24 protein-coding genes are annotated in these 25,287 nt (G+C 72.0%); 17 read left to right on the top strand and 7 right to left on the bottom strand.

Going from position 1 to position 25,287, the window contains the following annotated elements:
• Positions 1 to 176: 176 nt before the first annotated feature.
• Together ACIRR8_RS01820 and ACIRR8_RS01815 are read right to left on the bottom strand one after the other, a co-directional pair.
• Entirely contained in the window at positions 177 to 815 is a 639-nt protein-coding gene (locus ACIRR8_RS01820) for a dihydrofolate reductase family protein (protein ID WP_404057864.1), read from the bottom strand.
• A 111-nt stretch (positions 816 to 926) separates the two neighbouring features.
• Positions 927 to 1,871: a MerR family transcriptional regulator gene (locus ACIRR8_RS01815; RefSeq protein WP_404057862.1), complete on the bottom strand. Its 945-nt coding sequence runs from the start codon at positions 1,869 to 1,871 to the stop codon at positions 927 to 929.
• Between the two features lie 244 nt (positions 1,872 to 2,115).
• Between ACIRR8_RS01815 and ACIRR8_RS01810 the strand changes: the two genes are divergently transcribed.
• Positions 2,116 to 4,083 carry a SpoIIE family protein phosphatase gene (locus ACIRR8_RS01810; RefSeq protein WP_404057860.1) on the top strand — a complete coding sequence of 656 codons (1,968 nt, stop codon included), beginning with the start codon at positions 2,116 to 2,118 and terminating at the stop codon, positions 4,081 to 4,083.
• Between the two features lie 33 nt (positions 4,084 to 4,116).
• Positions 4,117 to 5,358: a radical SAM family heme chaperone HemW gene (gene hemW, locus ACIRR8_RS01805; RefSeq protein ID WP_404057858.1), complete on the top strand. Its 1,242-nt coding sequence runs from the start codon at positions 4,117 to 4,119 to the stop codon at positions 5,356 to 5,358.
• Positions 5,359 to 5,388: 30 nt separating this feature from the next.
• On the opposite strand, the gene ACIRR8_RS01800 is transcribed toward hemW, so the two are convergent.
• Both ACIRR8_RS01800 and ACIRR8_RS01795 read right to left on the bottom strand, forming a co-directional pair.
• Positions 5,389 to 6,210, bottom strand: coding sequence for a DUF3097 domain-containing protein (locus tag ACIRR8_RS01800; protein WP_404057856.1), 822 nt, complete (start codon positions 6,208 to 6,210; stop codon positions 5,389 to 5,391).
• 35 nt (positions 6,211 to 6,245) lie between these two features.
• The gene (locus ACIRR8_RS01795) at positions 6,246 to 6,977 is read right to left on the bottom strand and encodes an MBL fold metallo-hydrolase (RefSeq protein ID WP_404057854.1); all 732 of its coding nucleotides are present in this window, start codon (positions 6,975 to 6,977) and stop codon (positions 6,246 to 6,248) included.
• A 179-nt stretch (positions 6,978 to 7,156) separates the two neighbouring features.
• On the opposite strand from ACIRR8_RS01795, the gene hrcA reads away from it, so the two are divergent.
• The 7 genes from hrcA (at position 7,157) to ACIRR8_RS01760 (ending at position 13,684) form a co-directional block, all read left to right on the top strand.
• Positions 7,157 to 8,173, top strand: coding sequence for a heat-inducible transcriptional repressor HrcA (gene hrcA / locus ACIRR8_RS01790; protein WP_030563440.1), 1,017 nt, complete (start codon positions 7,157 to 7,159; stop codon positions 8,171 to 8,173).
• The gene (dnaJ, locus tag ACIRR8_RS01785) at positions 8,174 to 9,310 is read left to right on the top strand and encodes a molecular chaperone DnaJ (protein WP_404057852.1); all 1,137 of its coding nucleotides are present in this window, start codon (positions 8,174 to 8,176) and stop codon (positions 9,308 to 9,310) included.
• 132 nt (positions 9,311 to 9,442) lie between these two features.
• Positions 9,443 to 10,516 carry a nitronate monooxygenase gene (locus ACIRR8_RS01780; protein ID WP_404057850.1) on the top strand — a complete coding sequence of 358 codons (1,074 nt, stop codon included), beginning with the start codon at positions 9,443 to 9,445 and terminating at the stop codon, positions 10,514 to 10,516.
• A complete protein-coding gene (locus ACIRR8_RS01775) occupies positions 10,513 to 11,256 on the top strand; it encodes a 16S rRNA (uracil(1498)-N(3))-methyltransferase (protein ID WP_404057848.1) in 744 nt (247 codons plus the stop codon). Before ACIRR8_RS01780 ends, ACIRR8_RS01775 begins: the two co-directional genes overlap by 4 nt.
• Before the next feature lie 103 nt (positions 11,257 to 11,359).
• On the top strand, positions 11,360 to 11,719 hold the full coding sequence (locus tag ACIRR8_RS01770) for a histidine triad nucleotide-binding protein (RefSeq protein ID WP_404057846.1): 360 nt from the start codon (positions 11,360 to 11,362) through the stop codon (positions 11,717 to 11,719).
• 27 nt (positions 11,720 to 11,746) lie between these two features.
• A complete protein-coding gene (locus ACIRR8_RS01765) occupies positions 11,747 to 12,661 on the top strand; it encodes a ribonuclease Z (protein WP_404057844.1) in 915 nt (304 codons plus the stop codon).
• Positions 12,662 to 12,691: 30 nt separating this feature from the next.
• The gene (locus ACIRR8_RS01760) at positions 12,692 to 13,684 is read left to right on the top strand and encodes an adenosine deaminase (protein WP_404058685.1); all 993 of its coding nucleotides are present in this window, start codon (positions 12,692 to 12,694) and stop codon (positions 13,682 to 13,684) included.
• Here ACIRR8_RS01760 and ACIRR8_RS01755 read toward each other — a convergent pair.
• A complete protein-coding gene (locus ACIRR8_RS01755; protein WP_404057842.1) occupies positions 13,648 to 14,997 on the bottom strand; it encodes an MFS transporter in 1,350 nt (449 codons plus the stop codon). The two genes, ACIRR8_RS01760 and ACIRR8_RS01755, sit on opposite strands and share 37 nt — an antisense overlap.
• A gap of 422 nt (positions 14,998 to 15,419) precedes the next feature.
• Here ACIRR8_RS01755 and ACIRR8_RS01750 point away from each other — a divergent pair, with 422 nt between their 5' ends.
• The 7 genes from ACIRR8_RS01750 to era all read left to right on the top strand — a co-directional run bounded on the left by ACIRR8_RS01750 (position 15,420) and on the right by era (position 21,528).
• Complete coding sequence (locus ACIRR8_RS01750; RefSeq protein ID WP_404057840.1) at positions 15,420 to 16,619, top strand: carbohydrate kinase family protein; 1,200 nt, start codon at positions 15,420 to 15,422, stop codon at positions 16,617 to 16,619.
• A gap of 172 nt (positions 16,620 to 16,791) precedes the next feature.
• Positions 16,792 to 17,856: a PhoH family protein gene (locus ACIRR8_RS01745; RefSeq protein ID WP_404057838.1), complete on the top strand. Its 1,065-nt coding sequence runs from the start codon at positions 16,792 to 16,794 to the stop codon at positions 17,854 to 17,856.
• Positions 17,857 to 17,868: 12 nt separating this feature from the next.
• A complete protein-coding gene (gene ybeY / locus ACIRR8_RS01740) occupies positions 17,869 to 18,366 on the top strand; it encodes an rRNA maturation RNase YbeY (protein WP_366421992.1) in 498 nt (165 codons plus the stop codon).
• Positions 18,363 to 19,658, top strand: a complete 1,296-nt coding sequence (locus tag ACIRR8_RS01735; RefSeq protein ID WP_404057836.1) for a hemolysin family protein — start codon at positions 18,363 to 18,365, stop codon at positions 19,656 to 19,658. Before ybeY ends, ACIRR8_RS01735 begins: the two co-directional genes overlap by 4 nt.
• On the top strand, positions 19,655 to 20,011 hold the full coding sequence (locus ACIRR8_RS01730) for an MmcQ/YjbR family DNA-binding protein (RefSeq protein ID WP_404057834.1): 357 nt from the start codon (positions 19,655 to 19,657) through the stop codon (positions 20,009 to 20,011). The genes ACIRR8_RS01735 and ACIRR8_RS01730 overlap by 4 nt, the downstream gene beginning before the upstream one ends.
• Positions 20,012 to 20,105: 94 nt before the next feature.
• Entirely contained in the window at positions 20,106 to 20,468 is a 363-nt protein-coding gene (locus tag ACIRR8_RS01725; RefSeq protein WP_404057832.1) for a cytidine deaminase, read from the top strand.
• 85 nt (positions 20,469 to 20,553) lie between these two features.
• Positions 20,554 to 21,528, top strand: a complete 975-nt coding sequence (era, locus tag ACIRR8_RS01720) for a GTPase Era (protein ID WP_404057830.1) — start codon at positions 20,554 to 20,556, stop codon at positions 21,526 to 21,528.
• 46 nt (positions 21,529 to 21,574) lie between these two features.
• Here the strand turns inward: era and ACIRR8_RS01715 are convergent, their stop codons facing one another.
• Both ACIRR8_RS01715 and ACIRR8_RS01710 read right to left on the bottom strand, forming a co-directional pair.
• A complete protein-coding gene (locus ACIRR8_RS01715; RefSeq protein ID WP_404057828.1) occupies positions 21,575 to 21,856 on the bottom strand; it encodes a protealysin inhibitor emfourin in 282 nt (93 codons plus the stop codon).
• 149 nt (positions 21,857 to 22,005) lie between these two features.
• On the bottom strand, positions 22,006 to 23,082 hold the full coding sequence (locus ACIRR8_RS01710; RefSeq protein ID WP_404057826.1) for a M4 family metallopeptidase: 1,077 nt from the start codon (positions 23,080 to 23,082) through the stop codon (positions 22,006 to 22,008).
• 293 nt (positions 23,083 to 23,375) lie between these two features.
• Between ACIRR8_RS01710 and leuA the strand changes: the two genes are divergently transcribed.
• A complete protein-coding gene (gene leuA / locus ACIRR8_RS01705; RefSeq protein ID WP_404057824.1) occupies positions 23,376 to 25,172 on the top strand; it encodes a 2-isopropylmalate synthase in 1,797 nt (598 codons plus the stop codon).
• Positions 25,173 to 25,287: the final 115 nt, after the last annotated feature.

Genomic DNA, 25,287 nt, shown 5'->3' with positions numbered 1-25,287 from the left:
GTGGGGGGGGGGGGGGGGGGGGGGGGGGGGGGGGGGGGGGGGGGGGGGGGGGCCGGGGGGGGGGGGGGGGGGGGGCCCCCCCCCCCGGGGGGGGCCCCCCCCCCCCCCCGCCCGCCGTGCGCGTCACGCCGTGCGCGTCACGCCGTGCGCGTCACGCCGTGACCGGCCCCGGCACCCTAGCTCCCGGCGCCGCGATCGGGTGCGCTCATGTCGCCCGTCGCGGGAGTGCCGTCGGCGAGCCCGTAGCGCAGGTGGACCGCGCCCTTCGGGCCGGCTGCCGGTGGCGCGAGGAGCGTCAGGTTGGTGGGCACCGCGCCCCCGTCGAACACCTTCTTGCCGACGCCGAGCACGACGGGATGCAGCCAGAGGTCGAGGCGGTCGAAGAGCTTCTCGCGCAGGAGGCTCTGCACGAGGTTCAGGCTCCCGACGACTTTCACGTGTTCGTGCCGGTCACGGATCTCGCGCACCGAGGCGGCGAGGTCCGGGCCGAGCAGCGTCGACCCGGCCCACGAGAGGTCGGGCCCGCCGCGGGAGGCCACGTACTTCGGGACGCTGTTGAAGAGCGTGGCGATCCCGTCGTCCTCGCCGCCCTCCTGGTGGGGCCAGTAGGCGGCGAAGATGTCGTAGGTGCGCCGGCCGAGCAGAAGGGCGTCCGTGCCCTCGTACGCTCCACCGATCTGCGCCTCGGTGACCTTGTCCAGCAGGGGCGCCTGCCAGCCGCCGAACGGGAACCCCGCCGGGTCCTCGTCGGGTCCGCCGGGCGCCTGCCCGACGAGGTCGAGGGTCGCGAACAGCTCGATGTGGATGAGGCCCATGGCGTACTCCTGGTGAGTCGGTCGTCTCTCCAGGGGTAGACCCTCGGACGGCCGCGGGCTCATCGCCGCGACGGAACCCGGTTTCCTCCTGGCCGCCGGCCGGCCCGTGGTTCAGGCCGTGGGAGTGTCCTGGGCCGCGAGCCGGACGGCCAACTCCATGCAGCGCAGACGGGCGGGGGAGAAGTCGTACGGCATTTTGCCCACGGCTTCGAGCGCGCTCATCGTGCCTGCCTTCCGTCCGCCGGAACCGTGGTCGCCGTCGTCCTCCTCCTGGTCGGCCGTGGCGGAGTCCGGGGCGTCCCAGGAATCGATCAGGGACTCCTCCTCCCCGGCCAGACCGGACTCCTCGATGGCGGCCTGCAAGGCGCCTTCGAAGGCGTGCCGCTCGGCGGCCACCCGCGGCACCCGCGGATCGTCGACGGCGACGGTGTCGTCGAGTGCCTCCTCGGCGGCGTCGATGCGGTCGGACTCCTCCCGCAGGGTGGGGTGGGTGGCCAGGGCGATGAAGCGGGTGGCCTGGATGGCTGCGCCCAGTGGGCCGAAGATCCGCTCCGTGACCAGCAGCGTGTCCAGCTCCGCCTGGCGCAGGGAGCCCTCGGGCAGGCTCTTGAAGCGGTCGGTCACGATGTCGGAGAGCAAGCCCGTACGGCTGCCTTCGGCGCGCATACGCCGCACGGCGGTCCGCTGACGGCGCAGCAGGGTCTCCTGGGCGGCGAGGGAGTTCTCCAGGCGTTCCAGGGTGAGTGCGATCCCGTCGCCGCCGCTGTCCTTGTCGCCGCCGTTGTCGCCGTCGCCGTCGCCGTCGGCGGAGCCCGGGTCCGCGGTGAGGGCGTCCCGGATGTCCTCCAGGGCGATTCCGGCGCCGGCCATCTTGCGGATCCACAGCAGCCGGATCATGTCCTGGTAGCCGTAGCGGCGGCGCCCGTCACCGCCGCGCTCGGGCTCGGGAAGCAGACCGATCGCGTGGTAGTGCCGGATCGCCCGCGGTGTCGTACCGGCGAACGCCGCCGCGTCACCGATCTGCACCCGGCGCGGCGGGACGAAGGACGAGTGCATGAGCGGGTGCCTTTCCTCGGTGAAGCCTCGGTGGAGCGGGGAGGGAACCCACCGGACCACATGCCGTTACGGCAGACGCAAACCCGCACCCTCTCGCGCCGCCACAGGGGCTCCGCTGCGGGGCCGTTTTCCGAAGCCTTGCGTTCGAACTGCTCGATTTTCTGCCCACTTCGGTAACTCGGTGCTTATGGGCGCGTCCGGTCTGTCACTCTGTCGGAATCATCGGACCCGGAGGAGCCGCACCGTGGCACCCATCCCTTCGCAGCGGGACCAGCGGGACACCGTGCAGCGCCCCGGCACCGCCCGTGCCGGGTGCGCGCACGGCCCGCGTCCGGCCAGCCGCACCAGCCTGCCCGGCATACCTCTCGCACCCTCCGCCGCCCGCCGGTTCGTGCGGGCGGCGCTCGCGGAGTGGACCGGGCTCGGGGTGCCCGCCGCCGTGGGCTTCAGCGACCGGCTGGCCGACGACGCGGTGACCGTCACCAACGAACTGGTCACCAACGCCGTCGTACACGCCGGGACCACGGTCGACCTGGTCCTCAGACTGGAGGAGGACGGCGGCGACGAGCCCTCGGCCGCCCTCGTCCTGGAGGTCACCGACCACCACCCGGCCCGCCCGGTCGGCGCCGACGAGCACAAGGAGCCCGGCCGTACGGAGACGGAGGCCGAGGCGCCCGCCGGCCTTCCCGACCCCGCCGAGTACGGGCGCGGCCTCCAGCTCGTCGCCACGCTCGCCGAGTCCTGGGGCATCACCTACCGCACCGGCCTCAAGACCGTCTGGGCCCGCCTCCCCGTCGACGACTGGAACGGCCCGCCCGCCCCGCCCGACCAGGAATCCCTCCGGCGCGGCCTGCGCGCCGCCGAGATCCTCGCTCCCGCCGCCCGGCGCACCGAGCGTGACGACGCGGTCTGGGACGGCCGCGGCGCACCCGCGTTCCTGGCCGAGGCGTCCGACCTGCTCGCCGGGCAGCTCGACGAGGACCTGGTGGCCGCCATAGCGGGCCAGCTCCTGGTGCCGCGCCTCGCCGACTGGTGCGCGATCTGGCTGGAGGCCGAAGGCGGCGGGCCGGGGGCCGAGCCCCGGCTCGCCCGGGTCTGGCACAGCGACGAAGCCGGTACGGAGCCCCTGCGCACGGCCCTGGAGCGCGAACCCTTCCGCCTCCCGGCCGGCGTCGGCTCCGGCCCCCTGCCCGTCCCCGTGCCGTGGCCCACGCACCCCGGCACCGAAGAGTCCCCGCAGCCCGGCGGCCGCGACGGCGCCGCCCTCGCCTTCCGGATCACCGCGGCCGGCCGCGCGCTCGGGACCGTCCTGGTCGGCCGGGAGGGCGTCGCCCAGGTGCCCGACGCCGTCGCCTCGCTCGTCGAGGACTTCGTACGCCGCCTCGGCCTCGCCGTCGGCGCCGCCCGCGCCTACACCCGCCAGGCCACCATCAGCCGGATCCTCCAGCGCGGCCTGCTCCCCAGCAAGGTCGCGGAGATCCCCGGCGTCACCAGCGCCCTCGTCTACGAACCGAGCGACGACGGCGTGGTCGGCGGTGACTTCTACGACGTCTTCCCCTGCCCCGGCGACCGCTGGTGCTTCGTCCTCGGCGACGTCCAGGGCTCAGGACCCGAGGCCGCCGTCGTCACCGGCCTCGCCCGCCCCTGGCTCCGCCTGCTCTCCCGCGAGGGCTTCGGCGTCGGCGAGGTCCTGGACCGGCTCAACCGGCTCCTCCTGGACGACGCCATGGAGGCCGCCGAGGCCGCCGCGCTGATGGTCGCCGCCGCCGGAGGCCGGCAGCTCCACGACGGCTCGCAGTCCCGCTTCCTCTCCCTGCTGTACGGGGAGGTCGTGCCGCTCCCCGGCGGCGGTGTCCGCTGCACGGTGGCCAGCGCCGGGCACCCGCTGCCGCTGCTGCTGCGCCCCGACGGCTCGGTGCGCCCGGCGGCCGAGCCGCAGGTGCTGCTCGGGGTCGTCGAGGACGTGGTGTACGAGAGTCAGGTCTTCGATCTCGCGCCCGGCGACACCCTGCTCTGCGTCACCGACGGCGTGACCGAGCGGCGCTCGGGGCCGCTGATGTTCGACGACGGCGACGGGCTGGCCCGGGTGCTGGCCGGGTGCGCCGGACTGCCGGCCGAGGCGACGGCGGACCGTATCCGGCGAGCGGTCCACGCGTTCGCCGAGCGGCCGCCGGACGACGATGTGGCGCTGCTGGTGCTGCACGCGGACTGAGGCCGGTCGGAGACGCTTCCGGCGCGAGCGACAATGGACGGTATGCCTTCCGTACTGCCCGATGGTGAGCCCGTGCCCGACGACGGGGCACTGCCCCGCCACGCCCTGGAAGGCGCAGCCGACCGCCCGCTCGGCTTCTACCTGCACGTCCCGTACTGCGCCAGCCGCTGCGGCTACTGCGACTTCAACACCTACACCGCCACCGAGCTGCGCGGCTCCGGCGGCGCGCTCGCCTCCCGCGACAACTACGCCGCCCACCTCATTGAGGAGGTCCGCCAGGCCCGCAAGGTCCTCGGCGACGACCCGCGCCCGGTCCGTACGGTCTTCGTCGGCGGCGGCACGCCCACGCTCCTGCCGGCGGCCGATCTCGTGCGGATGCTGGGGTCGATCAAGGAGGAGTTCGGGCTCGCGGAGGACGCCGAGATCACCACAGAGGCGAACCCGGAGTCCGTCGACCCGGCCTACCTCGCAGCCCTCCGCGAGGGCGGCTTCAACCGGGTCTCCTTCGGGATGCAGAGCGCCAAGCAGCACGTCCTGAAGATCCTGGACCGCACGCACACCCCCGGCCGCCCCGAGGCCTGCGTCGCGGAGGCGCGCGCGGCCGGCTTCGACCACGTCAACCTCGACCTGATCTACGGCACCCCCGGCGAGTCCGATGACGACTGGCGGGCCACCCTGGACGCGGCGATCGGCGCGGGCCCCGACCATGTCTCCGCGTACGCGCTCATCGTCGAGGAGGGCACCCAGCTCGCCCGCCGCATCCGGCGCGGCGAGATCCCGATGACCGACGACGACGCCCACGCCGACCGCTACCTGATCGCGGACGAGGCCTTCGCCGCCGCCGGTTTCGACTGGTACGAGGTCTCCAACTGGGCCACCACCGAGGCCGGCCGCTGCCTCCACAACGAGCTGTACTGGCGCGGCGCCGACTGGTGGGGCGTGGGCCCCGGCGCGCACAGCCACGTCGGCGGCGTCCGCTGGTGGAACGTGAAGCACCCGGGCGCGTACGCCCAGGCGCTGGCCGAAGGCCGCTCACCCGGCGCCGGCCGGGAGATCCTCGCCGAGGAGGACCGCCGGGTGGAGCGCATCCTCCTGGAGCTCCGCCTCCGCGAGGGCTGCCCGCTCGACCTCCTGAAACCCGACGGCCTCGCCGCCTCCCGCCGCGCGCTCACCGACGGGCTGCTCGACCCGGTTCCGTACGAGGAGGGCCGCGCGGTCCTCACCCTGCGCGGGCGGCTCCTGGCCGACGCGGTGGTGCGGGACCTGGTGGACTGAGCCCAGGGGACCGGGCTCGCCCCCGTGCCGTCACTCCTCGGGCAGCGTCACGAAGTCGATCAGCTCTTCGACTCTCCCGAGCAGTTGCGGCTCCAGGTCCTTGTAGCTGCGGACCTTCGACAGGATGTGCTGCCAGGCCGCCCCGGTGTTCTCCGGCCACCCCAGCGCCCGGCACACCCCGGTCTTCCAGTCCTGGCCGCGCGGTACCACCGGCCACGCCGCGATCCCCACCGACGACGGCTTCACCGCCTCCCACACGTCGATGTACGGGTGGCCCACCACCAGCACATGCGGGTCCGAGACCTGCGCCGCGATCCGGGACTCCTTGGAACCGGCCACCAGGTGGTCCACCAGCACCCCGAGCCGGGCATCCGGCCCCGGGGAGAACTCGCCCACGATGGCCGGGAGGTCGTCGATGCCCTCCAGGTACTCCACCACCACGCCCTCGATGCGCAGGTCGTCGCCCCACACCCGCTCCACCAGCTCCGCGTCGTGCCGGCCCTCCACATAGATCCGCCCGGCCCGCGCCACCCGCGCCCGCGCACCGGGCACCGCCACCGAGCCGGAGGCCGTACGGGTGGGGCGGGCGGGGCCGCCGGGGCTGGGGCGCACCAGCGTGACCACCCTGCCCTCCAGCAGGAAGGCGCGCGGCTCCATCGGGAAGACCCGGTGCTTGCCGAACCGGTCCTCCAGGGTCACCGTCGGCCCCTGGGCCGTCTTCTCGCAGCGGATCACCGCCCCGCAGAAACCGGTGGCGACCTCCTCCACGACCAGATCGGGTTCGGCGGGCACCTCGGGCACGGGGGCGGACCGCTTCCACGGCGGGGTCAGGTCCGGCTGGTAGCTGCGCATGCGCAGACGATAATCCTCCCGCCTCCGGCAGCCCCTCACCCCACCCCGAACCGCTCCGCCAGCGCCTCCCGCTGCTCCCGGACGAACGCCGCGTCCACCACCGACCCGTGCCCCGGTACGTACAGCGCCTCCTCGCCGCCCAGCTCCAGGAGCCGGTCCAGGGCGGCGGGCCAGCGCGAGGTGATCGCGTCCCGGCCCGCCTGCGGTTCGCCCGACTCCTCCACCAGGTCACCGCAGAGCACCACCGGAGGCTCACCGTCCGACCCCGGGACCAGCACCGCGAGGTCGTGGCCGCTGTGGCCCGGGCCCACGTTGGCCAGCAGCACCTGACGGCCGCCGCCCAGGTCGAGCGTCCACTCGCCGGTCACCTCGTGGTGCGGCACGACCAGCGTGTCGACCGCCCGGTGCGCCTCCTCCTCCGCCAGGCCGTGGCGCACGGCCTGCCCGGTCAGCTCGTCCGCCGACCGCTTCAGCAGCGCGGTGACGCCCACCGCCCCGTACACCTGCGCCCCAGCGAACGCCGCCGTCCCCAGCACATGGTCGAAGTGCGGGTGGCTCAGTGCGACATGCGTCACCCTCCGGCCGAGCAGCGCCTCGGCCTGCCTCCGCAGCTCGACGCCCTCGCGCAGCGTCGAGCCGGTGTCGTACAGCAGCACCTCACCGGCCCCGGCCACCAGCGCCACCGTGGCGTCCCAGCCGGGCAGTCGCCGCCGCCCGATACCGTGACCCAACCGCTCCCAGCCGAAGTCTTCCCACAACACGTCCATGGGACGACGCTATCGGCACCGTCCCGTACGGCTCGGCGGCGGCGTGGCCGGTCCGCCCTTGCCCCGGCCCCACCCCACCCCCGTACACTGACCGATGAGTAGCTGGCACTCGTACGCACCGAGTGCCAGACGGGTACCGGAAGACCGACGCCGGAGAACGACAGCTGGAGGTGTGCGCCATGCTCAGCGAACGCAGACTCGAAGTGCTGCGCGCCATCGTCCAGGACTATGTCGGCACCGAGGAGCCCGTCGGCTCCAAGGCGCTCACCGAGCGGCACCAGCTGGGCGTCTCGCCGGCCACCGTCCGCAACGACATGGCGGTGCTGGAGGACGAGGGCTTCATCGCGCAGCCGCACACGAGTGCGGGGCGCATCCCCACCGACAAGGGGTACCGCCTCTTCGTCGACAAGCTCGCCGGAGTCAAGCCGCTCTCCTCGCCCGAGCGCCGCGCCATCCAGAACTTCCTCGACGGCGCGGTCGACCTCGACGACGTGGTCGGCCGGACGGTGCGGCTGCTCGCGCAGCTGACCCGGCAGGTCGCGGTCGTGCAGTACCCCTCGCTGACCCGTTCGACGGTGCGGCACGTGGAGCTGCTCTCGCTCGCACCGGCCCGGCTGATGCTCGTCCTGATCACGGACACCGGCCGGGTCGAACAGCGTATGATCGACTGCCCCGCGCCCTTCGGCGAGGCATCCCTCGCGGATCTGCGGGCCCGGCTCAACAGCCGGGTCGTCGGACGCCGCTTCGCGGATGTCCCGCGGCTGGTGCGGGAGCTGCCGGAATCCTTCGACAGCGAGGACCGGGGGACGGTTTCCACGGTTCTTTCCACCCTCCTCGAAACCCTGGTCGAGGAGACGGAGGAGCGGCTGATGATCGGCGGCACCTCCAACCTCACCCGCTTCGGGCACGACTTCCCTGTGATGATCCGGCCGGTGCTGGAGGCACTGGAGGAGCAGGTCGTCCTGCTGAAGCTGCTCGGTGAGGCCACGGACTCAGCCATGACCGTGCGGATCGGGCACGAGAACGCCCACGAGGGGCTCACCTCCACGTCCGTCGTCGCGGTCGGCTACGGTTCGGGCGACGAGGCAGTCGCCAAACTCGGCGTGGTCGGACCGACCCGCATGGACTACCCCGGAACGATGGGAGCGGTACGCGCAGTGGCACGTTACGTCGGACAGATCCTGGCGGAGTCGTAAGTGGCCACGGACTACTACGCCGTACTAGGCGTACGCCGCGACGCATCGCAGGACGAGATCAAGAAGGCATTCCGTCGGCTCGCCCGCGAGCTGCACCCGGATGTCAACCCGGATCCGAAGACCCAGGAGCGGTTCAAGGAGATCAACGCCGCTTACGAGGTGCTCTCGGACCCGCAGAAGAAGCAGGTCTACGACCTCGGCGGCGACCCGCTCTCCGCTCAGGGCGGAGGCGGCGCGGGCGGGTTCGGAGCCGGTGGCTTCGGCAACTTCTCCGACATCATGGACGCGTTCTTCGGAACGGCCTCGCAGCGCGGGCCCCGCTCGCGCACCCGGCGCGGCCAGGACGCCATGATCCGCCTGGAGATCGACCTCGCGGAGGCGGCCTTCGGCACCACCAAGGACATCCAGGTCGACACGGCGGTCGTCTGCAACACCTGCAGCGGCGAGGGCGCGGCCCCCGGCACCTCCGCGCAGACCTGTGACATGTGCCGCGGCCGTGGCGAGGTCTCGCAGGTCACCCGGTCCTTCCTGGGCCAGGTCATGACCTCGCGGCCCTGCCCGCAGTGCCAGGGCTTCGGTACGGTCGTGCCGACGCCGTGCCCGGAGTGCGCCGGTGACGGCCGCATCCGCTCGCGCCGCACGCTCACGGTCAAGATCCCGGCGGGCGTCGACAACGGCACCCGCATCCAGCTCGCCGGTGAGGGTGAGGTCGGCCCCGGCGGCGGCCCGCCCGGCGACCTGTACGTCGAGATCCACGAGCTGCCGCACTCCGTCTTCCAGCGGCGCGGCGACGACCTGCACTGCACGGTCACCATCCCGATGACCGCGGCCGCGCTCGGTACGAAGTGTCCGCTGGAGACCCTGGACGGCGTCGAGGAGATCGACATCCGGCCCGGCACCCAGTCCGGCCAGTCCGTACCCCTGCACGGGCGGGGCATCACGCACCTGCGCGGCGGGGGCCGGGGCGACCTCATCGTCCACGTCGAGGTGATCACGCCGAACAAGCTCGACGCCGAGCAGGAGCGGCTCCTGCGGGAGCTCTCCAAGCTGCGCGGCGAGGAGCGGCCTCTGGGTCAGTTCCAGCCAGGTCAGCAGGGTCTCTTCTCCCGGCTGAAGGACGCCTTCAACGGCCGCTGAAGCCTTTTCCGCCTTTCACCGCACCGCCCATCGGTTACCCGCCGGTGGGCGGTGCGGCGTTCTGCGGGAGATCCGGTCACCCGCGAAGCTGGCTGATTCGGCCCTGTGCGGCGGACGTGGCACGATGCGGTCATGTCCTCCGCGTTGACCGATCTCTGCCGGTATCCGATCGTGCAGGCCCCCATGGCGGGCGGCGCTTCCGGACCTCAGCTCGCCGCGGCCGTCGCCGAGGCGGGCGGGCTTGGGTTCCTGGCCGCCGGCTACAAAACGACGGACGGCATGTACAACGAGATCAAACAGCTGCGCCGGCTCACCGGCGGCCCGTTCGGCGTCAACCTCTTCATGCCGCAGCCCGCGCTCGCCGACCCCAGCGCCGTCGAGGTCTACCGCCACCAGCTGGCCGGTGAGGCCTCCTGGTACGAGACCCCGCTCGGCGACCCCGACGGCTGCGGCGACGACGGGTACGAGGCGAAGGTCGCCATCCTGCTGGAGGACCCCGTCCCGGCGGTCTCCTTCACCTTCGGCTGCCCCACCCGCGACACGCTGGACGCCTTCGCCAAGGCGGGGACGTACACCATCGTGACCGTCACCTCGGCCGAGGAGGCCCAAGGCGCCCAGTGGGCCGGTGCCGACGCCGTCTGTGTCCAGGGCGTCGAGGCGGGCGGCCACCAGTCCACGCACCGCGACGACCCGCAGGCCGACCACACCGGCACCGGGCTGCTGAGCCTGGTCACCCAGGTCCGCGAGACCGTGCAGATCCCGATCGTCGCCACCGGCGGCCTGATGCGCGGCTCGCAGATCGCCGCCGTCCTCGCGGCCGGCGCCGACGCGGCCCAGCTCGGCACCGCGTTCCTCATCTGTCCGGAGTCCGGCGCCCACCTGCTCCACAAGCAGGCCCTCACCAACCCGCTCTTCGTCCGCACCGCGCTGACCCGGGCCTTCTCCGGCCGCCCCGCGCGCGGCCTGGTCAACCGGTTCGTCCGCGAACACGGCCCGTACGCCCCCGCCGCCTACCCCCAGGTCCACTACCTGACCACCGGGCTGCGCCAGGCCGCCGCGAAGGCGGGGGACGCGCAGGGCATGGCGCTGTGGGCCGGGCAGGGCCACCGCATGGCCCGCGAACTGCCCGTCGGCGAGCTGATCGAGCTGCTCGCCGACGAACTGGAGGCCGCCAGGGCGGCCCTGAGCATGAGGAGCCCCCGGTGACCGCACCGGTCTTCGTCGTCGAACGGATGCCCACCGGACCGGAGTTCGTGCTGGACGGGCCCGAGGGCCGGCACGCCGTGTCGGTCAAGCGGCTGGAGCCCGGCGAGGCCGTCACCCTCACCGACGGGCTCGGCCACTGGGCGGAGGGTGTGGTTAGGGCCGCCGAGGGCAAGGACCGGCTGACGGTCGGGGTCGAAAGCGTCCACGAGGAGCCGGAGCCCGCGCCCCGGATCACCGTCGTCCAGGCACTCCCCAAGGGCGACCGGGGCGAACTGGCCGTCGAGACCATGACCGAGACCGGCGTGGACGCGATCGTGCCCTGGCAGGCCGGCCGCTGCATCACCCAGTGGAAGGGCGAGCGAGGCGCCAAGGCCCTGTCGAAGTGGCGCAGTACGGCTCGGGAGGCGGGCAAGCAGTCCCGCCGGGTGCGCTTCCCCGAGGTGGCCGAGGCCATGACGACCAAGCAGGTCGCCGCCCTGCTGGCCGGTGCCGACTTCGCCGGGGTCCTGCACGAGGACCGCGACCACGACAGCACCCCGCTCGCCACCGCCGAACTCCCGGCCACCGGCAGCATCGTGCTCGTCGTCGGCCCCGAGGGCGGCGTCTCGCCGCAGGAGCTGGCCGCCTTCGCCGAGACGGGCGCCCGCCCCTACCGGCTGGGCCGCAGCGTGCTCCGTACGTCCACCGCCGGGACGGCCGCGACGGCGCTGCTGCTGGGACGCACCGGCCGCTGGGGCTGAACGGCCGTCGGCGGACCGGCGTTAGCATGCACCTGTACTGATCGCCTGTCACTGATCACCGGCGAATGCCACTGATCACCAGCGAACGAGGAGGCCCGGCGTCATGGCGGGAGAGCCGCAGACCGACTGCCTGTTCTGCAAGATCGTCTCGGGGGACATCCCGGCGACCATCGTCCGCGAAAGCGACACGACCGTCGCCTTCCGCGACATCAACCCGCAGGCCCCGACCCACGTCCTGGTCATCCCGAAGGTCCACTACCCGGACGCCGCCTCGCTGGCCGCCGCCGAACCGCAGATCGCCGCCGACGTGCTGCGCGAGGCCGGAGCGGTCGCCGCCGACGAGAAGGTCGACGCCACCGGCTACCGGATCATCCTCAACACCGGCTCCGGCGCCGGCCAGACCGTCTTCCACGCGCACGCCCACGTCCTGGGCGGCCGCGGCCTCCAGTGGCCGCCCGGATAGTTCTTCGCACCGCAGGAGCGTTCTCCCATGTCCGTACGCGAGCTGGTGGTGCTCGGCACCGCCAGCCAGGTCCCGACCCGGCACCGCAACCACAACGGCTATCTGCTGCGCTGGGACGGTGAAGGCATCCTCTTCGACCCCGGCGAGGGCACCCAGCGCCAGATGCTGCGGGCCGGGGTCGCCGCGCACGACATCGACCGGATCTGCGTCACCCACTTCCACGGCGACCACTCGCTCGGGCTCGCGGGAGTGATCCAGCGCATCAACCTGGACCAGGTCCCGCACCCCGTCACCGCCCACTACCCGGCGAGCGGGCAGCACTTCTTCGACCGGCTGCGGTACGCCACCGCCTACCGCGAGACCGTCGAGCTGACCGAGACCCCGGTCGCCGGAACCGGCGGGGTCCTCGCCGCCACGGCCTCGTACACGCTGGACAGCCACAGGCTCTCGCACCCCGTCGAGTCGTACGGCTACCGCCTCACCGAGCCCGACACCCGCCGCATGCTGCCCGCCCTCCTCAAGGAGCACGGGATCGCCGGACCGGATGTCGGCCGCCTCCAGCGGGAAGGCGCTCTCGGCGGTGTGACGCTGGAGCAGGTCTCCGAGCACCGGCGCGGCCAGCGGTTCGCGTTCGTCATGGACACCCGGCTCTGCGACGGGGTGTACGCGCTCGCCGAGGGCTGCGACATGCTCGTCATCGAGTCGACCTTCCTCGACGAGGACGAGAAGCTCGCCACCGACCACGGCCACCTGACCGCCGGACAGGCCGCCCGGGTGGCGAAGGATTCAGGCGTACGCCATCTGGTGCTGACCCACTTCTCGCAGCGCTACAGCGACCCCGAACTCTTCGAGACCCAGGCGCGCGCCGCCGGGTTCGACGGCGAACTCACCGTGGCGCAGGACCTGATCAGAGTCCCGCTCCCTCCCCGTCACCACCACTGAACCCACCAGCACCACTGTTTGCGAGACACCGTGCACCTCCCCAAGGCCGAACTCCACCTCCACATCGAAGGCACCCTCGAACCCGAACTCGCCTTCGCGCTCGCGGAACGCAACGGAGTGACCCTGCCGTACGCCACCACCGACGAGCTGCGCAGGGCCTACGCGTTCGACGACCTCCAGTCCTTCCTGGACCTCTACTACGCGCTCATGGCCGTGCTGCGTACGGAGGAGGACTTCACCGAACTCGCCGACGCCTACCTCGCCCGCGCCGCCGCCCAAGGCGTCCGGCACGCCGAGATCTTCTTCGACCCGCAGGCCCACACCGCCCGCGGCGTCCCGATCGGCACGGTCATCGAAGGGCTGAGCCGCGCTCTGGAGCGCAGCGAGGAGACCCACGGCATCTCCACCCAGCTCATCCTCTGTTTTCTCCGCGACCTCTCCGCCGAGGCCGCCCTCGGCACCCTGGACGCCGCCCGCCCCTACCTCCACCGGATCAGCGCCGTCGGCCTGGACTCCGCCGAGGTCGGCCACCCGCCCGCCAAGTTCCGCGAGGTGTACGAGGCGGCCACCGCGCTCGGCCTGCGCAAGGTGGCCCACGCGGGGGAGGAGGGGCCGCCCGCGTACATCCGCGAGGCCCTGGACGTCCTCGGGGTGGAGCGCGTGGACCACGGGCTGCGCTGCATGGAGGACCCGGAGCTGGTGGCGCGGCTGGTCGCGGACCGGGTGCCGCTCACCCTGTGCCCGCTGTCCAACGTACGGCTGCGCACGGTCGACACGCTCAAGGACCACCCGCTGCCGCAGATGATGGCCGCGGGCCTGCTCTGCACGGTCAACTCCGACGACCCCGCCTACTTCGGCGGGTACGCGGGCGACAACTTCGACGCCGTCCGGGACGCCCTCGCCCTGGACCCGGAGCAGCTGCGCGCCCTGGCCCGCAACTCCTTCGAGGCGGCCTTCCTCGACCACGACGAGGAGCGCCGGGCGCGCTACCTGTCCGAGGTCGAGGCGTACGCGTTCGACTGACCGGGCCCGCCGTCCGGACCGGCCGTCCGGATCGCGCTGCGCACCAGCCGCCTGCGCCGTACGCGGAGTTCGGTGACGGCCTGCTCCGGTGAGCCGAGCTTCGGCACCGCGCCGGACAGGCTGCCGGTGGTGGCGGCCAGCAGCGCGGCCGGGGCGCCACCACGGCGGCGGACCGAGCCGGGCACCAGCGGACGCCCACCGGTGTGCAGCGCCACGGCGGTCACGGGCGCGGCGACCAGCAGCGTGGCCGCGCCCAGGATCAGCCCCATCGCCGGGTAGCCCGCCTCCTCGGAGAGCACGCTGCCCAGCAGTGGGCCGCAGGCGACGCCCACCGAGGACGCCGAGCCCGCCAGGACCGCCCAGCGGCCGCGTACGTCCAGGGAGGCGGCCAGACCGATCAGGTAGGAGAGGACCACCGGGTAGACGGTGTTCCAGAGGACCTCGCCGGTCGCGAACGAGGCGAGGTCCCGGGCGGAGGAGCTGACCACGATGCTCCCGGCGATGACCACGGTCCCCAGCCCGATCGGCACCGCCCGCCCCACCCGCGCACCGAGCACCCCGGCGCCCATCACGCCCAGCAGACCGGCGCCGAGTGCGACGGCGAAGACCGCGCCGACGGTGACCTCGGAGAGCCCCACCTGCACCACGCCGATGCGGCTGCTGACGCCCCAGAGCGCGTTCTGGGCCATGGACCAGACCAGCATGCCGCCCGCCAGGACGAGACCGGAGCGGCGGTGCGGCAGCCGGCCGGTGACCCGGGAGGCGGACTCCTCCGGGGCCGTGGGGCCGTTCAGCCGGGTGGTCGCGGGCCAGACGAGCAGGGCGACCAGGGCGATCGCCGCGAACGGGAGGCGGTGGCCGCCGCCGAGGTGCGGGATCGTCAGATAGAGCGCGCCCGCCGTCGCGGAGACGGTGAGCAGCCCGAGCGAGGACGTCCGGTGCGGGTCGCGCTGCGCGGCGATCCCGGCCGCCGCGACCGCCGTCGCCGCCCCCGAGCCGAAGCCGCCGACCACCACGGAGGCCACCACCAGCGGTACGGACCCGGCCAGGGCGGCGGAGCCGTACCCGACGGCGGCCAGCAGCAGACCGGCCCGGGCAGGGGTCCGGGACCCGCATCGCTCGACCCGGCCCGCCAGCGTGAACCCGGCACTCGCCGAACTCAGCAGCAGAGCACTGCCGACCAGGCCCGCCTGCGCGGGGGTCAGCCCGAGATGGACGCTGAGGCGGCCGACGATGGTGGGCAGCAGATAGGAGGCGAGGTAACCGGCGGTGAACACGGCAACCAAGGGCCACGCGGCACGGCGCGACGACATGGGCGTTCCTGAAGACATGCCTGAGCAGGCAGGGGGAGGGGGAGAGGGTGGTGCGACGCGCGCAGGGCAGGCAGAGCAGGGCAGAGCGATGCCCGGCGCGCGGGAAGGGGGAGAATGCAAGGAGGTACGACGAAATGCGGGAGATGCGGGAAGTGCGGCTCTCGTCGGACAACGTCCCCGAAGGTGCTCGCGGGGCAATTTGTATCAAGCGCTTCCAGCCGACCGAAAGTCGCCTCGCTGTGATCTGGGTCACTTATGCGTTTATGTATTCGGAGGCCGGGTAGCAGCGCATGTTTATGCAGGTCAGCCCCGCATGCCGGAGAACCCTCGGATCGGCGGGGAGGCTCCGCCCCGTCGCCCGAATCGGGCAGACTGGCCGGATCTCACACTGTCCAGATCTGCCGCACGGCCGGGAGCGCACGGTGAGCACTGACACTCCAGGAATCGACCCGCTGCTGGCCCTGCGCGCCCCGCAGGACCCCGCCTGTGACGTCTTCCTGACGGGCACGGTCTTCCTCGACATCATCTTCACCGGCCTCGACAGCGCCCCCGTGCGCGGCACCGAGTCCTGGGCCCGCGGCATGGGCTCCAGCCCCGGCGGCGTCGCCAACATGGCCACCGCGCTCGCCCGCCTCGGCCTGCACACCTCACTGGCCGCGGCCTTCGGCGACGACCACTACGGCGAGTACTGCTGGGACGCGCTGGAACAGGGCGAGGGCATCGACCTGTCGATGTCCCACACCGTTCCCGGCTGGCACTCCCCGGTCACGGTCTCGATGGCGTACGAGGGCGAGCGCACCATGGTCTCCCACGGCCACGAGGCCCCGGCACCGGCGGTGCCCCCGGCGCCTACGGTGCCCCCGGACCAGCAGGCGTCCCCGGCACCGGCGGTGTCCCCGGGCCAGGCGGGCACCGGCCCTGCGGAGGCCGCCCCCGCCGCCGCCCCGGACCCCGCCTTCCCCCGGTGCCCGCCGCGCGCCCGCGCCGCGATCGCCTCGCTCGTCCCGGGCCGCAGTGAGCCCTGGGTGGCCACCGCCGCCCGGCACGGCGCGCTGGTCTTCGCCGACGTCGGCTGGGACGAGACCGGCCGCTGGGACCTGGACGCGCTGCCGGACCTGGCGCACTGCGAGGCGTTCCTGCCCAACGCGGAGGAGGCGATGCGCTACACCCGCACCGACTGTCCGCGCGCCGCCGCCCACGCGCTGGCCGAACGCGTCCCGCTCGCCGTCGTCACCCTGGGTGCGGAGGGCGCGTACGCCGTCGACGGGCGGACCGGCGCCGCCGCCCAGGTGCCCGCCATCGAGGTGGAGGCGCTCGACCCGACGGGCGCCGGGGACGTCTTCGTGGCCGGATTCGTCACCGGCACCCTCGCCGACTGGCCGCTCGCCGACCGCCTCGCCTTCGCCGGGCTGACCGCCGCGCTCTCGGTCCAGGAGTTCGGCGGCTCGCTCTCCGCACCCGGCTGGGCCGAGATCGCCGCCTGGTGGCAGCGCATCCGCACCTGCGAGAGCCAGGACCCGGCCGCCCTGGAGCGGTACGCGTTCCTGGAGGAGCTGCTGCCCACCACGGCCCGCGCCTGGCCGCTGCGGCGCGCCGTCCCCACGATCGGCTTCCGCCGGTGATCGGCCACCGGCCTCCTCGTACACACGGCCGGTAAGCCACCGGCCTCCTCGCACACACGGCCGGTAAAAGGACTCCGTGTTGTCACTGCCAGGTCGTAGGCTGGTGATCCAGAGGTTGTCGAGCAGCGAGAACCCTGCAACGGGAGGTATGCGCAGGCCCGAGGGCCGGCCCATGACTCAGACACCCACACACCCGCAGGCGCGTGCCCAGATCCGGATCCCGGCCGCTCACCCCATGGTGATGCTCCTCGGATCGGGTGACTCGCTGTTGCGCGTGATCGAAGAGGCCTTCCCGGCGGCCGACATCCATGTCCGGGGCAACGAGATCAGCGCCACGGGCGAGGCGGCCGACGTCGCCCTCATCCAGCGCCTGTTCGACGAAATGATGCTCGTGCTCCGCACCGGAGCGCCGATGACGGAGGACGCAGTGGAACGGTCGATCGCCATGCTCAGGGCGGCCGGCACCGGCGAGGGAGACCCCCAGGGCGAGACACCCGCCGAGGTGCTCACCCAGAACATCCTCTCCAACCGCGGCCGCACCATCCGCCCCAAGACGCTCAACCAGAAGCGGTACGTCGACGCGATCGACGAGCACACGATCGTCTTCGGCATCGGCCCGGCAGGCACCGGAAAGACCTACCTGGCCATGGCCAAGGCGGTCCAGGCGCTCCAGTCCAAGCAGGTCAGCCGCATCATCCTGACCCGCCCGGCGGTCGAGGCGGGGGAGCGGCTCGGCTTCCTCCCGGGCACCCTCTTCGACAAGATCGACCCGTATCTGCGCCCGCTCTACGACGCGCTGCACGACATGCTCGACCCCGACTCGATCCCGCGCCTGATGGCGGCGGGCACGATCGAGGTGGCGCCGCTCGCGTATATGCGGGGCCGGACGCTCAACGACGCCTTCATCATTCTCGACGAGGCGCAGAACACCAGCGCCGAGCAGATGAAGATGTTCCTCACCCGCCTCGGCTTCGACTCCAAGATCGTCATCACCGGTGACATCACCCAGGTCGACCTGCCGAGCGGCACCAAGAGCGGTCTCCGTCAGGTCCAGGAGATCCTGGACGGTGTGGAGGACGTGCACTTCTCCCGCCTCACCTCACAGGATGTCGTCCGGCACAAGCTCGTCGGCCGTATCGTCGACGCGTACGAGAAGTACGACAGCCGAAACGGTCAGCAGGACGGTCAGGCGGGCGGCCCGGAAGACGGCCGACGCGACCGACGTAAAGGGAAGTAGTCGCAGCGCACCATGTCGATCGACGTCAACAACGAGTCCGGAACCGAGGTCGACGAGCAGGCGATCCTCGACATCGCCCGCTACGCACTGGCCCGGATGCGGATCCACCCGCTGTCCGAGCTCTCGGTGATCGTGGTGGACACCGACGCCATGGAGCAGCTGCACATCCAGTGGATGGACCTGCCCGGTCCGACCGATGTCATGTCCTTCCCGATGGACGAGCTGCGTCCGCCGGCCAAGGACGACGAGGAGCCTCCGCAGGGGCTCCTCGGTGACATCGTGCTCTGCCCGGAGGTCGCGAAGAAGCAGGGCGAAGAGGCACCGACGCAGCACTCCATGGACGAGGAGCTCCAGCTCCTGACCGTCCACGGAGTGCTGCACCTGCTGGGGTACGACCACGAGGTTCCCGAGGAGAAGGCCGAGATGTTCGGCCTCCAGGCCGCCATCGTGGACGGCTGGCGCGGTGAGCACGGGCTCACCGGTGCGTCCCCGGCCCCGACCGTCTCGTGATCGCGCCCCTGATCACCGGCGCCGTCCTGCTGGTCATGGTCGGCTGGCTGGCCGCCTGCGCGGAGGCCGGCATCGCCCGGACGTCGAGCTTCCGGGCGGACGAGGCGGTCCGCTCCGGCCGGCGCGGCAGCGCGAAGCTCGCGCAGATCGCCGCCGACCCGACCCGCTATCTCAACGTCGCGCTGCTGGTGCGGGTGGCCTGCGAGATGTCGGCCGGGGTGCTGGTCACCTACGTCTGCCTGCAGAAGTTCCCGGAGACCTGGGAGGCGCTCGCCGTCGCGATGGGCGTGATGGTCCTCGTCAGCTATGTCGCGATCGGCGTCTCACCGCGCACCATCGGCCGCCAGCACCCGCTGAACACGGCGACGGCCTCGGCGTACGTCCTGTTGCCGCTGGCCCGGATCATGGGCCCGATCCCGCAGCTGCTGATCCTCATCGGCAACGCGCTCACGCCCGGCAAGGGGTTCCGCAAGGGGCCGTTCGCCAGCGAGGCCGAGCTGCGGGCCATGGTCGACCTGGCGGAGGCGGAGTCGCTGATCGAGGACGACGAGCGCCGCATGGTGCACTCGGTCTTCCAGCTCGGCGACACCCTGGTCCGCGAGGTGATGGTGCCGCGCACCGACCTGGTCTCCATCGAGCGCTACAAGACGATCCGACAGGCGCTCACGCTCGCCCTGCGCTCCGGTTTCTCCCGGATCCCGGTCACCGGCGAGAACGAGGACGACATCGTCGGGATCGTCTACCTCAAGGACCTGGTCCGCAAGACCCACGTCAACCGCGAGTCCGAGGCCGACCCGGTCTCCACCGCGATGCGCCCGGCCGCCTTCGTCCCCGACACCAAGAACGCCGGTGACCTGCTGCGCGAGATGCAGCGGGACCGCAGCCATGTGGCCGTCGTCATCGACGAGTACGGCGGCACGGCCGGCATCGTCACGATCGAGGACATCCTGGAGGAGATCGTCGGTGAGATCACCGACGAGTACGACCGCGAGCTGCCGCCCGTCCAGGAGCTGGAGAACGGCTGCTACCGGGTGACCGCCCGGCTCGACATCGGTGACCTCGGCGACCTCTTCGGGCTCGACGAATACGACGACGAGGACGTGGAGACTGTCGGCGGCCTGCTCGCCAAGGCGCTCGGCCGGGTCCCGATCGCCGGTGCCTCGGCCGTCGTCGACCTGCCCGACAGCCGCAAGCTCCGCCTCACCGCCGAGTCCCCGGCCGGCCGCCGGAACAAGATCGTCACGGTGCTGGTGGAGCCCCAGGAGAAGGAAGCGGAGGCGGAGAGGGTATGACCCCCGAGCGGCTGCGCGCGTTCTGCCTGGAGTTCAACGCGAGCGTGGAGGAGTTCCCGTTCGGACCGGAGACCTCGGTCTTCAAGGTGCTCGGCAAGATGTTCGCGCTCACCACGCTGGACGCCGACCCGCTGACGGTCAACCTCAAGTGCGACCCGGATGAGGCGATCCGGCTCCGCGAGGAGCACCCGAAGGCCGTCGTGCCCGGCTGGCACATGAACAAGCGCCACTGGAACACGGTGACCGTCTCCGGCGTCCCGGACAAGCTGCTGCGCGAACTGATCGAGGACTCCTACGACCTGGTGGTCGCCGGCCTCCCGAAGGCGGAGCGGCTCCGGCTGGACCGGCCTTAGGGGGTACGGGGACGGGCTCGCGCCGGCAAAGCGGGCGCGGGCCCGTCGGCGTACCCGCGTGTGACCGGCCCGGCCCGGTTCGTATGCTCGTGCCATGACCGACACCACCAACGCCGCCGACCTCGGCGCAGAGGACCGCAAGATCGTCACCCTGGCGCGCAGCGCCCGCGCCCGCAACGGGGTGGCCGAGGGCGCCGCCGTACGCGACGAGACGGGACGTACGTATGTGGCGGGCACCGTGGCGCTGGAGTCGCTGAAGCTGAGCGCCCTGCGGACCGCCGTCGCCATGGCGGTGGCCAGCGGCGCCACCTCGCTGGAGGCCGCCGCCGTCGTCTCCGCCGCCGAGACCCCCGCCGACGAGGACCGCGCCGCCGTACGTGACCTGGGCGGACCGGAGACCCCGGTGTTCCTCGCGGGCCCGGACGGCACCCTGCGGCTGCGGGTCACGGCGGGCTGACGGGCCGGGTTCACCCCTGATCGAGGCGGCCCTCCGGCGCGTCCGTACGGACCGCTGTGCGGGAGCGCCGCCGCGATCGGGGAGAATGGTCGCCATGAGCGCTCGCCCGAACCAAGAATCCGCTGCCCCGCAAGCGGAGACCACCTCCCCCCACCGGGCCGGCTTCGCCTGCTTCGTGGGCCGCCCCAACGCCGGAAAGTCCACCCTGACGAACGCTCTGGTCGGTCAGAAGGTGGCGATCACCTCCAACCGCCCCCAGACCACCCGGCACACCGTGCGCGGCATCGTCCACCGCGAGGACGCGCAGCTGATCCTGGTCGACACCCCCGGCCTCCACAAGCCGCGCACGCTGCTCGGCGAGCGGCTCAACGACGTCGTACGGACCACCTGGGCCGAGGTCGACGTCATCGGCTTCTGCCTGCCCGCCGACCAGAAGCTCGGCCCCGGCGACAAGTACATCGTCAAGGAGCTCGCGGGGATCAAGAAGACCCCCAAGATCGCCATCATCACCAAGACCGACCTGGTCGAGTCGAAGGCGCTGGCCGAACAGCTCCTCGCCGTCTCCGCGCTCGCGGACGAGCTGGGCTTCGAGTGGGCCGAGATCGTTCCGGTGTCGGCGGTCAAGGACCAGCAGGTGAGCCTGCTCGCCGACCTCATCGCCCCGCTGCTCCCCGAGAGCCCGCCGCTCTACCCGGAGGGCGACCTCACCGACGAGCCGGAGATGGTCATGGTCGCGGAGCTGATCCGCGAGGCCGCGCTGGAGGGCGTACGCGACGAGCTGCCGCACTCCATCGCGGTCGTGGTCGAGGAGATGCTGCCGCGCGAGAACCGTCCGGCGGACAAGCCGCTGCTGGACATCCACGCCAACGTCTACATCGAGCGCCCCAGCCAGAAGGGCATCATCATCGGCCCGAAGGGCCAGCGGCTGAAGGACGTCGGCACCAAGTCGCGCAAGCACATCGAGGCGCTGCTCGGCACGCCGGTCTTCCTGGACCTGCATGTGAAGGTCGCGAAGGACTGGCAGCGCGACCCGAAGCAGCTGCGGAAGCTCGGGTTCTAGGAGCCTCCTCCCGAGTCCCGGAAGCCCCCTCAAGCCGGGGCCGGTCTCACGCGCCCTCCTTCAGGACGCGTGAGACCAGCGTGCGCTGGGCCCCGGTCAGATCGGGGTCAGCGCAGTACACGGTGCGGTCCCCGACCGTGATCCGGTACCGGAATCCGTCCGGCACCCCGGACGGCGGCGCGTCCGGGGTGCCGGCCTCGGTGGCGGCGGCGAGGACCTCCTTGGCGAGCGTCTCCCACTCCGCCGCGTCCTCCCGGCCCTCGGTGTCGACCTCATGGTGGCGGGAGATGCCGGCGAAGCCGCCGGTCCTGCTGACCTGAATACGCATGGGGTCCTGTCTAGCCGGGGCCGGGTGAACGCTCAAGCCCGCCCTGCTCGGTGACGGCTCAAGCCTGCGGTGCTCGGTGACGGCTCAAGCCCGCGGTGCTCGGAGACGGCTCAAGCCCGCGGTGCTCGGAGACGGTGACGCGCGCCTCGCTACGCCGTCTCCACCCCCACCTCGGACCAGGCCTTCAGGACCGCCTCCTTCTCACCGCGCTCCCCGAAGCGGGCGCCGGCCGCCGCGACCGTCAGCCGGGCGAACTCCGCGAAGTCCGCCGTGGCCGTCAGCTCGCCGCCGGTCAGCACGTCGAACCAGATCTGCCCGGCCCGCTCCCAGGCGTTGCCGCCCAGGGCGGTGGCCAGGAGGTAGAACGCGCGGTTCGGGATGCCGGAGTTGATGTGGACGCCGCCGTTGTCCTCCTCCGTCTCGACGTACTCCTCCATCGACGCGGGCTGCGGGTCCTTGCCGAGCACATCGTCGTCGTACGCCGTACCCGGAGCCTTCATCGAGCGCAGCGCGTCCCCGCTCACCCGTGGCGCCAGCAGTCCGGCGCCGATCAGCCAGTCCGCCTGCTCCGCGCTCTGGCCCAGCGAGTACTGCTTGACCAGCGAGCCGAACACGTCGGAGACCGACTCGTTGAGCGCGCCCGACTGGCCCTCGTAGCGCAGGTTGGCGGTGTACTGGGTGAGGCCGTGGGCCAGTTCGTGGGCGATGACGTCGATGGCGTACGTGAAGTCGAGGAAGATCTCGCCGTCGCCGTCACCGAAGACCATCTGCTCGCCGTCGAAGAACGCGTTGTTGTACTCGTGGCCGTAGTGGACGGAGCCGATGAGGGGCAGGCCCTTACCGTCGATCGAGCTGCGGCCGTAGGCGGAGAGCAGCAGGTCGAAGGTGGCGCCGAGTCCGGCGTACGCGCGGTTGACGCTGGCGTCCGAGGTGGGCTTGTCGCCCTCGTCGCGGACCTTGGTGCCCGGCAGCGACGTGCCGTTCTCGCAGTCGTACAGGGTGCGGTGGGGTTTGGCGGGGACCGCGCCCGCCGTGGGGGTGGCGGGCGCGGCGGCCAGGGCCGTCAGCCGGCGGCGGTCGCGGCGGAGGCCGTCGGCCTCCAGGGTGCGGCGGGCCGGTTCGGCCAGCCGGGCGTCGCCGGAGTGCGACAGCTTGTCGAGGACATGGGGCGGCACGATGGTGCAGAAGACGGGGTGGAGCCCGTCCTCATCGGTTCGAGGCTGCATGACATCGACTGTGGCACTCCGTCACGGCCCTGTCACTGGTTGCGACGATGATTGACGAAATGGAGTGATGAGTCACCGTTTTCCCCTCATCGATGCCCGGTCCCGCATACTGATACGGACCGACACCCCGGGCCACCCTCGGCTAGGCTCGTCGCATCATGCGTTTCGGGCTGCTTCTCCTTAGCTGCCGCGGCGAGGGCCTGTAGTCGTAGGCCGACCCCCTCCCCGCGGAGTCTGGTGCTGCAGCGACACCGTCGGCCGACCCCATGTCGGACCCCGAGGAGCCCTACGCCATGACGACCCCCGTGAACCCTGCCGGTGCTGTGAACCCCGCGAGCGACGCTGTCGGCCGCCCCACCCCCGTCACCAACGCGACGCAGCTCCAGAAGCCGTCCGGGATGCCGGTCCACAAGTACCGCGGTTACGAGGCCGTGGACATCGCCGACCGCACCTGGCCGGACAACCGGATCACCGTGGCGCCCCGCTGGCTGTCCACCGATCTGCGCGACGGCAACCAGGCGCTGATCGACCCGATGAGCCCGGCCCGCAAGCGCGAGATGTTCGATCTGCTCGTACGCATGGGCTACAAGGAGATCGAGGTCGGCTTCCCGTCCTCCGGCGAGACCGACTTCGCCTTCGTCCGCTCGATCATCGAAGAGGGCGCGATCCCCGAGGACGTGACGATCTCCGTCCTGACGCAGGCCCGCGAGGAGCTGATCGAGCGGACCGTCGAGTCGCTGGTCGGCGCCCGCCGGGCCACCGTCCACCTGTACAACGCCACCGCGCCCACCTTCCGCCGCGTCGTCTTCCGCGGCTCGAAGGAGCAGGTCAAGCAGATCGCGGTGGACGGCACGCGGCTGGTGATGGAGTACGCGGAGAAGATCCTGGGCCCCGAGACGGTCTTCGGCTACCAGTACAGCCCGGAGATCTTCACCGACACCGAGCTGGACTTCGCCCTGGAGGTCTGCGAGGCGGTCTGCGACGTCTGGCAGCCCGAGGAGGGCCGCGAGATCATCCTGAACCTGCCCGCCACCGTGGAGCGCTCCACGCCCTCCACCCACGCGGACCGCTTCGAGTGGATGTCGCGCAACCTGTCCCGCCGCGAGTTCGTCTGCCTCTCCGTCCACCCGCACAACGACCGGGGTACGGCGGTGGCGGCGGCCGAACTGGCCATCATGGCCGGTGCCGACCGCATCGAGGGCTGCCTGTTCGGCCAGGGCGAGCGCACGGGCAACGTCGACCTGGTGACCCTGGGCATGAACCTGTTCTCGCAGGGCGTGGACCCGCAGATCGACTTCTCGCAGATCGACGAGATCCGCCGCACCAGCGAGTACTGCAACCAGATGGAGATCCACCCGCGCCACCCGTACGCGGGCGACCTCGTCTACACCGCCTTCTCCGGCTCCCACCAGGACGCCATCAAGAAGGGTTTCGACGCGATGGAGAAGGACGCGGCGGCCCAGGGGAAGAGCGTCGACGACATCGAGTGGGCCGTGCCGTACCTGCCGATCGACCCGAAGGACGTCGGCCGCTCCTACGAGGCGGTCATCCGGGTCAACTCGCAGTCCGGCAAGGGCGGTATCGCGTACGTCCTGAAGAACGACCACAAGCTGGACCTGCCGCGCCGGATGCAGATCGAGTTCTCCCGGATCATTCAGGCCAAGACCGATGCCGAGGGCGGCGAGGTCACGCCGACGCAGATCTGGTCCACCTTCCAGGACGAGTACCTGCCGAACGCGGAGAACGCCTGGGGGCGCATCCAGCTGCGCTCCGGCCAGACCACCACCGACACCGACGGCACGGACACCCTGACCGTCGAGGCCACCGTGGACGGCTCGGACACCGTGCTGACCGGATCGGGCAACGGCCCGATCTCCGCGTTCTTCGAAGCCCTGCAGGCCATCGGCATCGACGCCCGGCTGCTGGACTACACCGAGCACACGATGAGTGAGGGAGCCAGCGCCCAGGCCGCCTCGTACATCGAGTGCGCGATCGACGGCAAGGTGCTGTGGGGCATCGGCATCGACGCCAACACCACCCGCGCCTCGCTCAAGGCGGTCGTCTCGGCCGTCAACCGCGCCTCGCGCTGACCCGGCCGCACACCTCCTCGTACGGACGTCCGCTTCGACCCCGGACGTCAGCGGTTCCAGGACCCCGACCGCCCGCTCCGGGCGGTCGGGGTTCGGCCATATTCGAAGGGTTGTG

This window comes from Streptomyces sp. NPDC101178 (assembly GCF_044767965.1).
Taxonomy (GTDB): Bacteria; Actinomycetota; Actinomycetes; order Streptomycetales; family Streptomycetaceae; genus Streptomyces.
The sequence above is the reverse complement of the archived record's forward strand: the minus strand, read 5'-3'. Positions and strand labels throughout refer to the sequence as shown.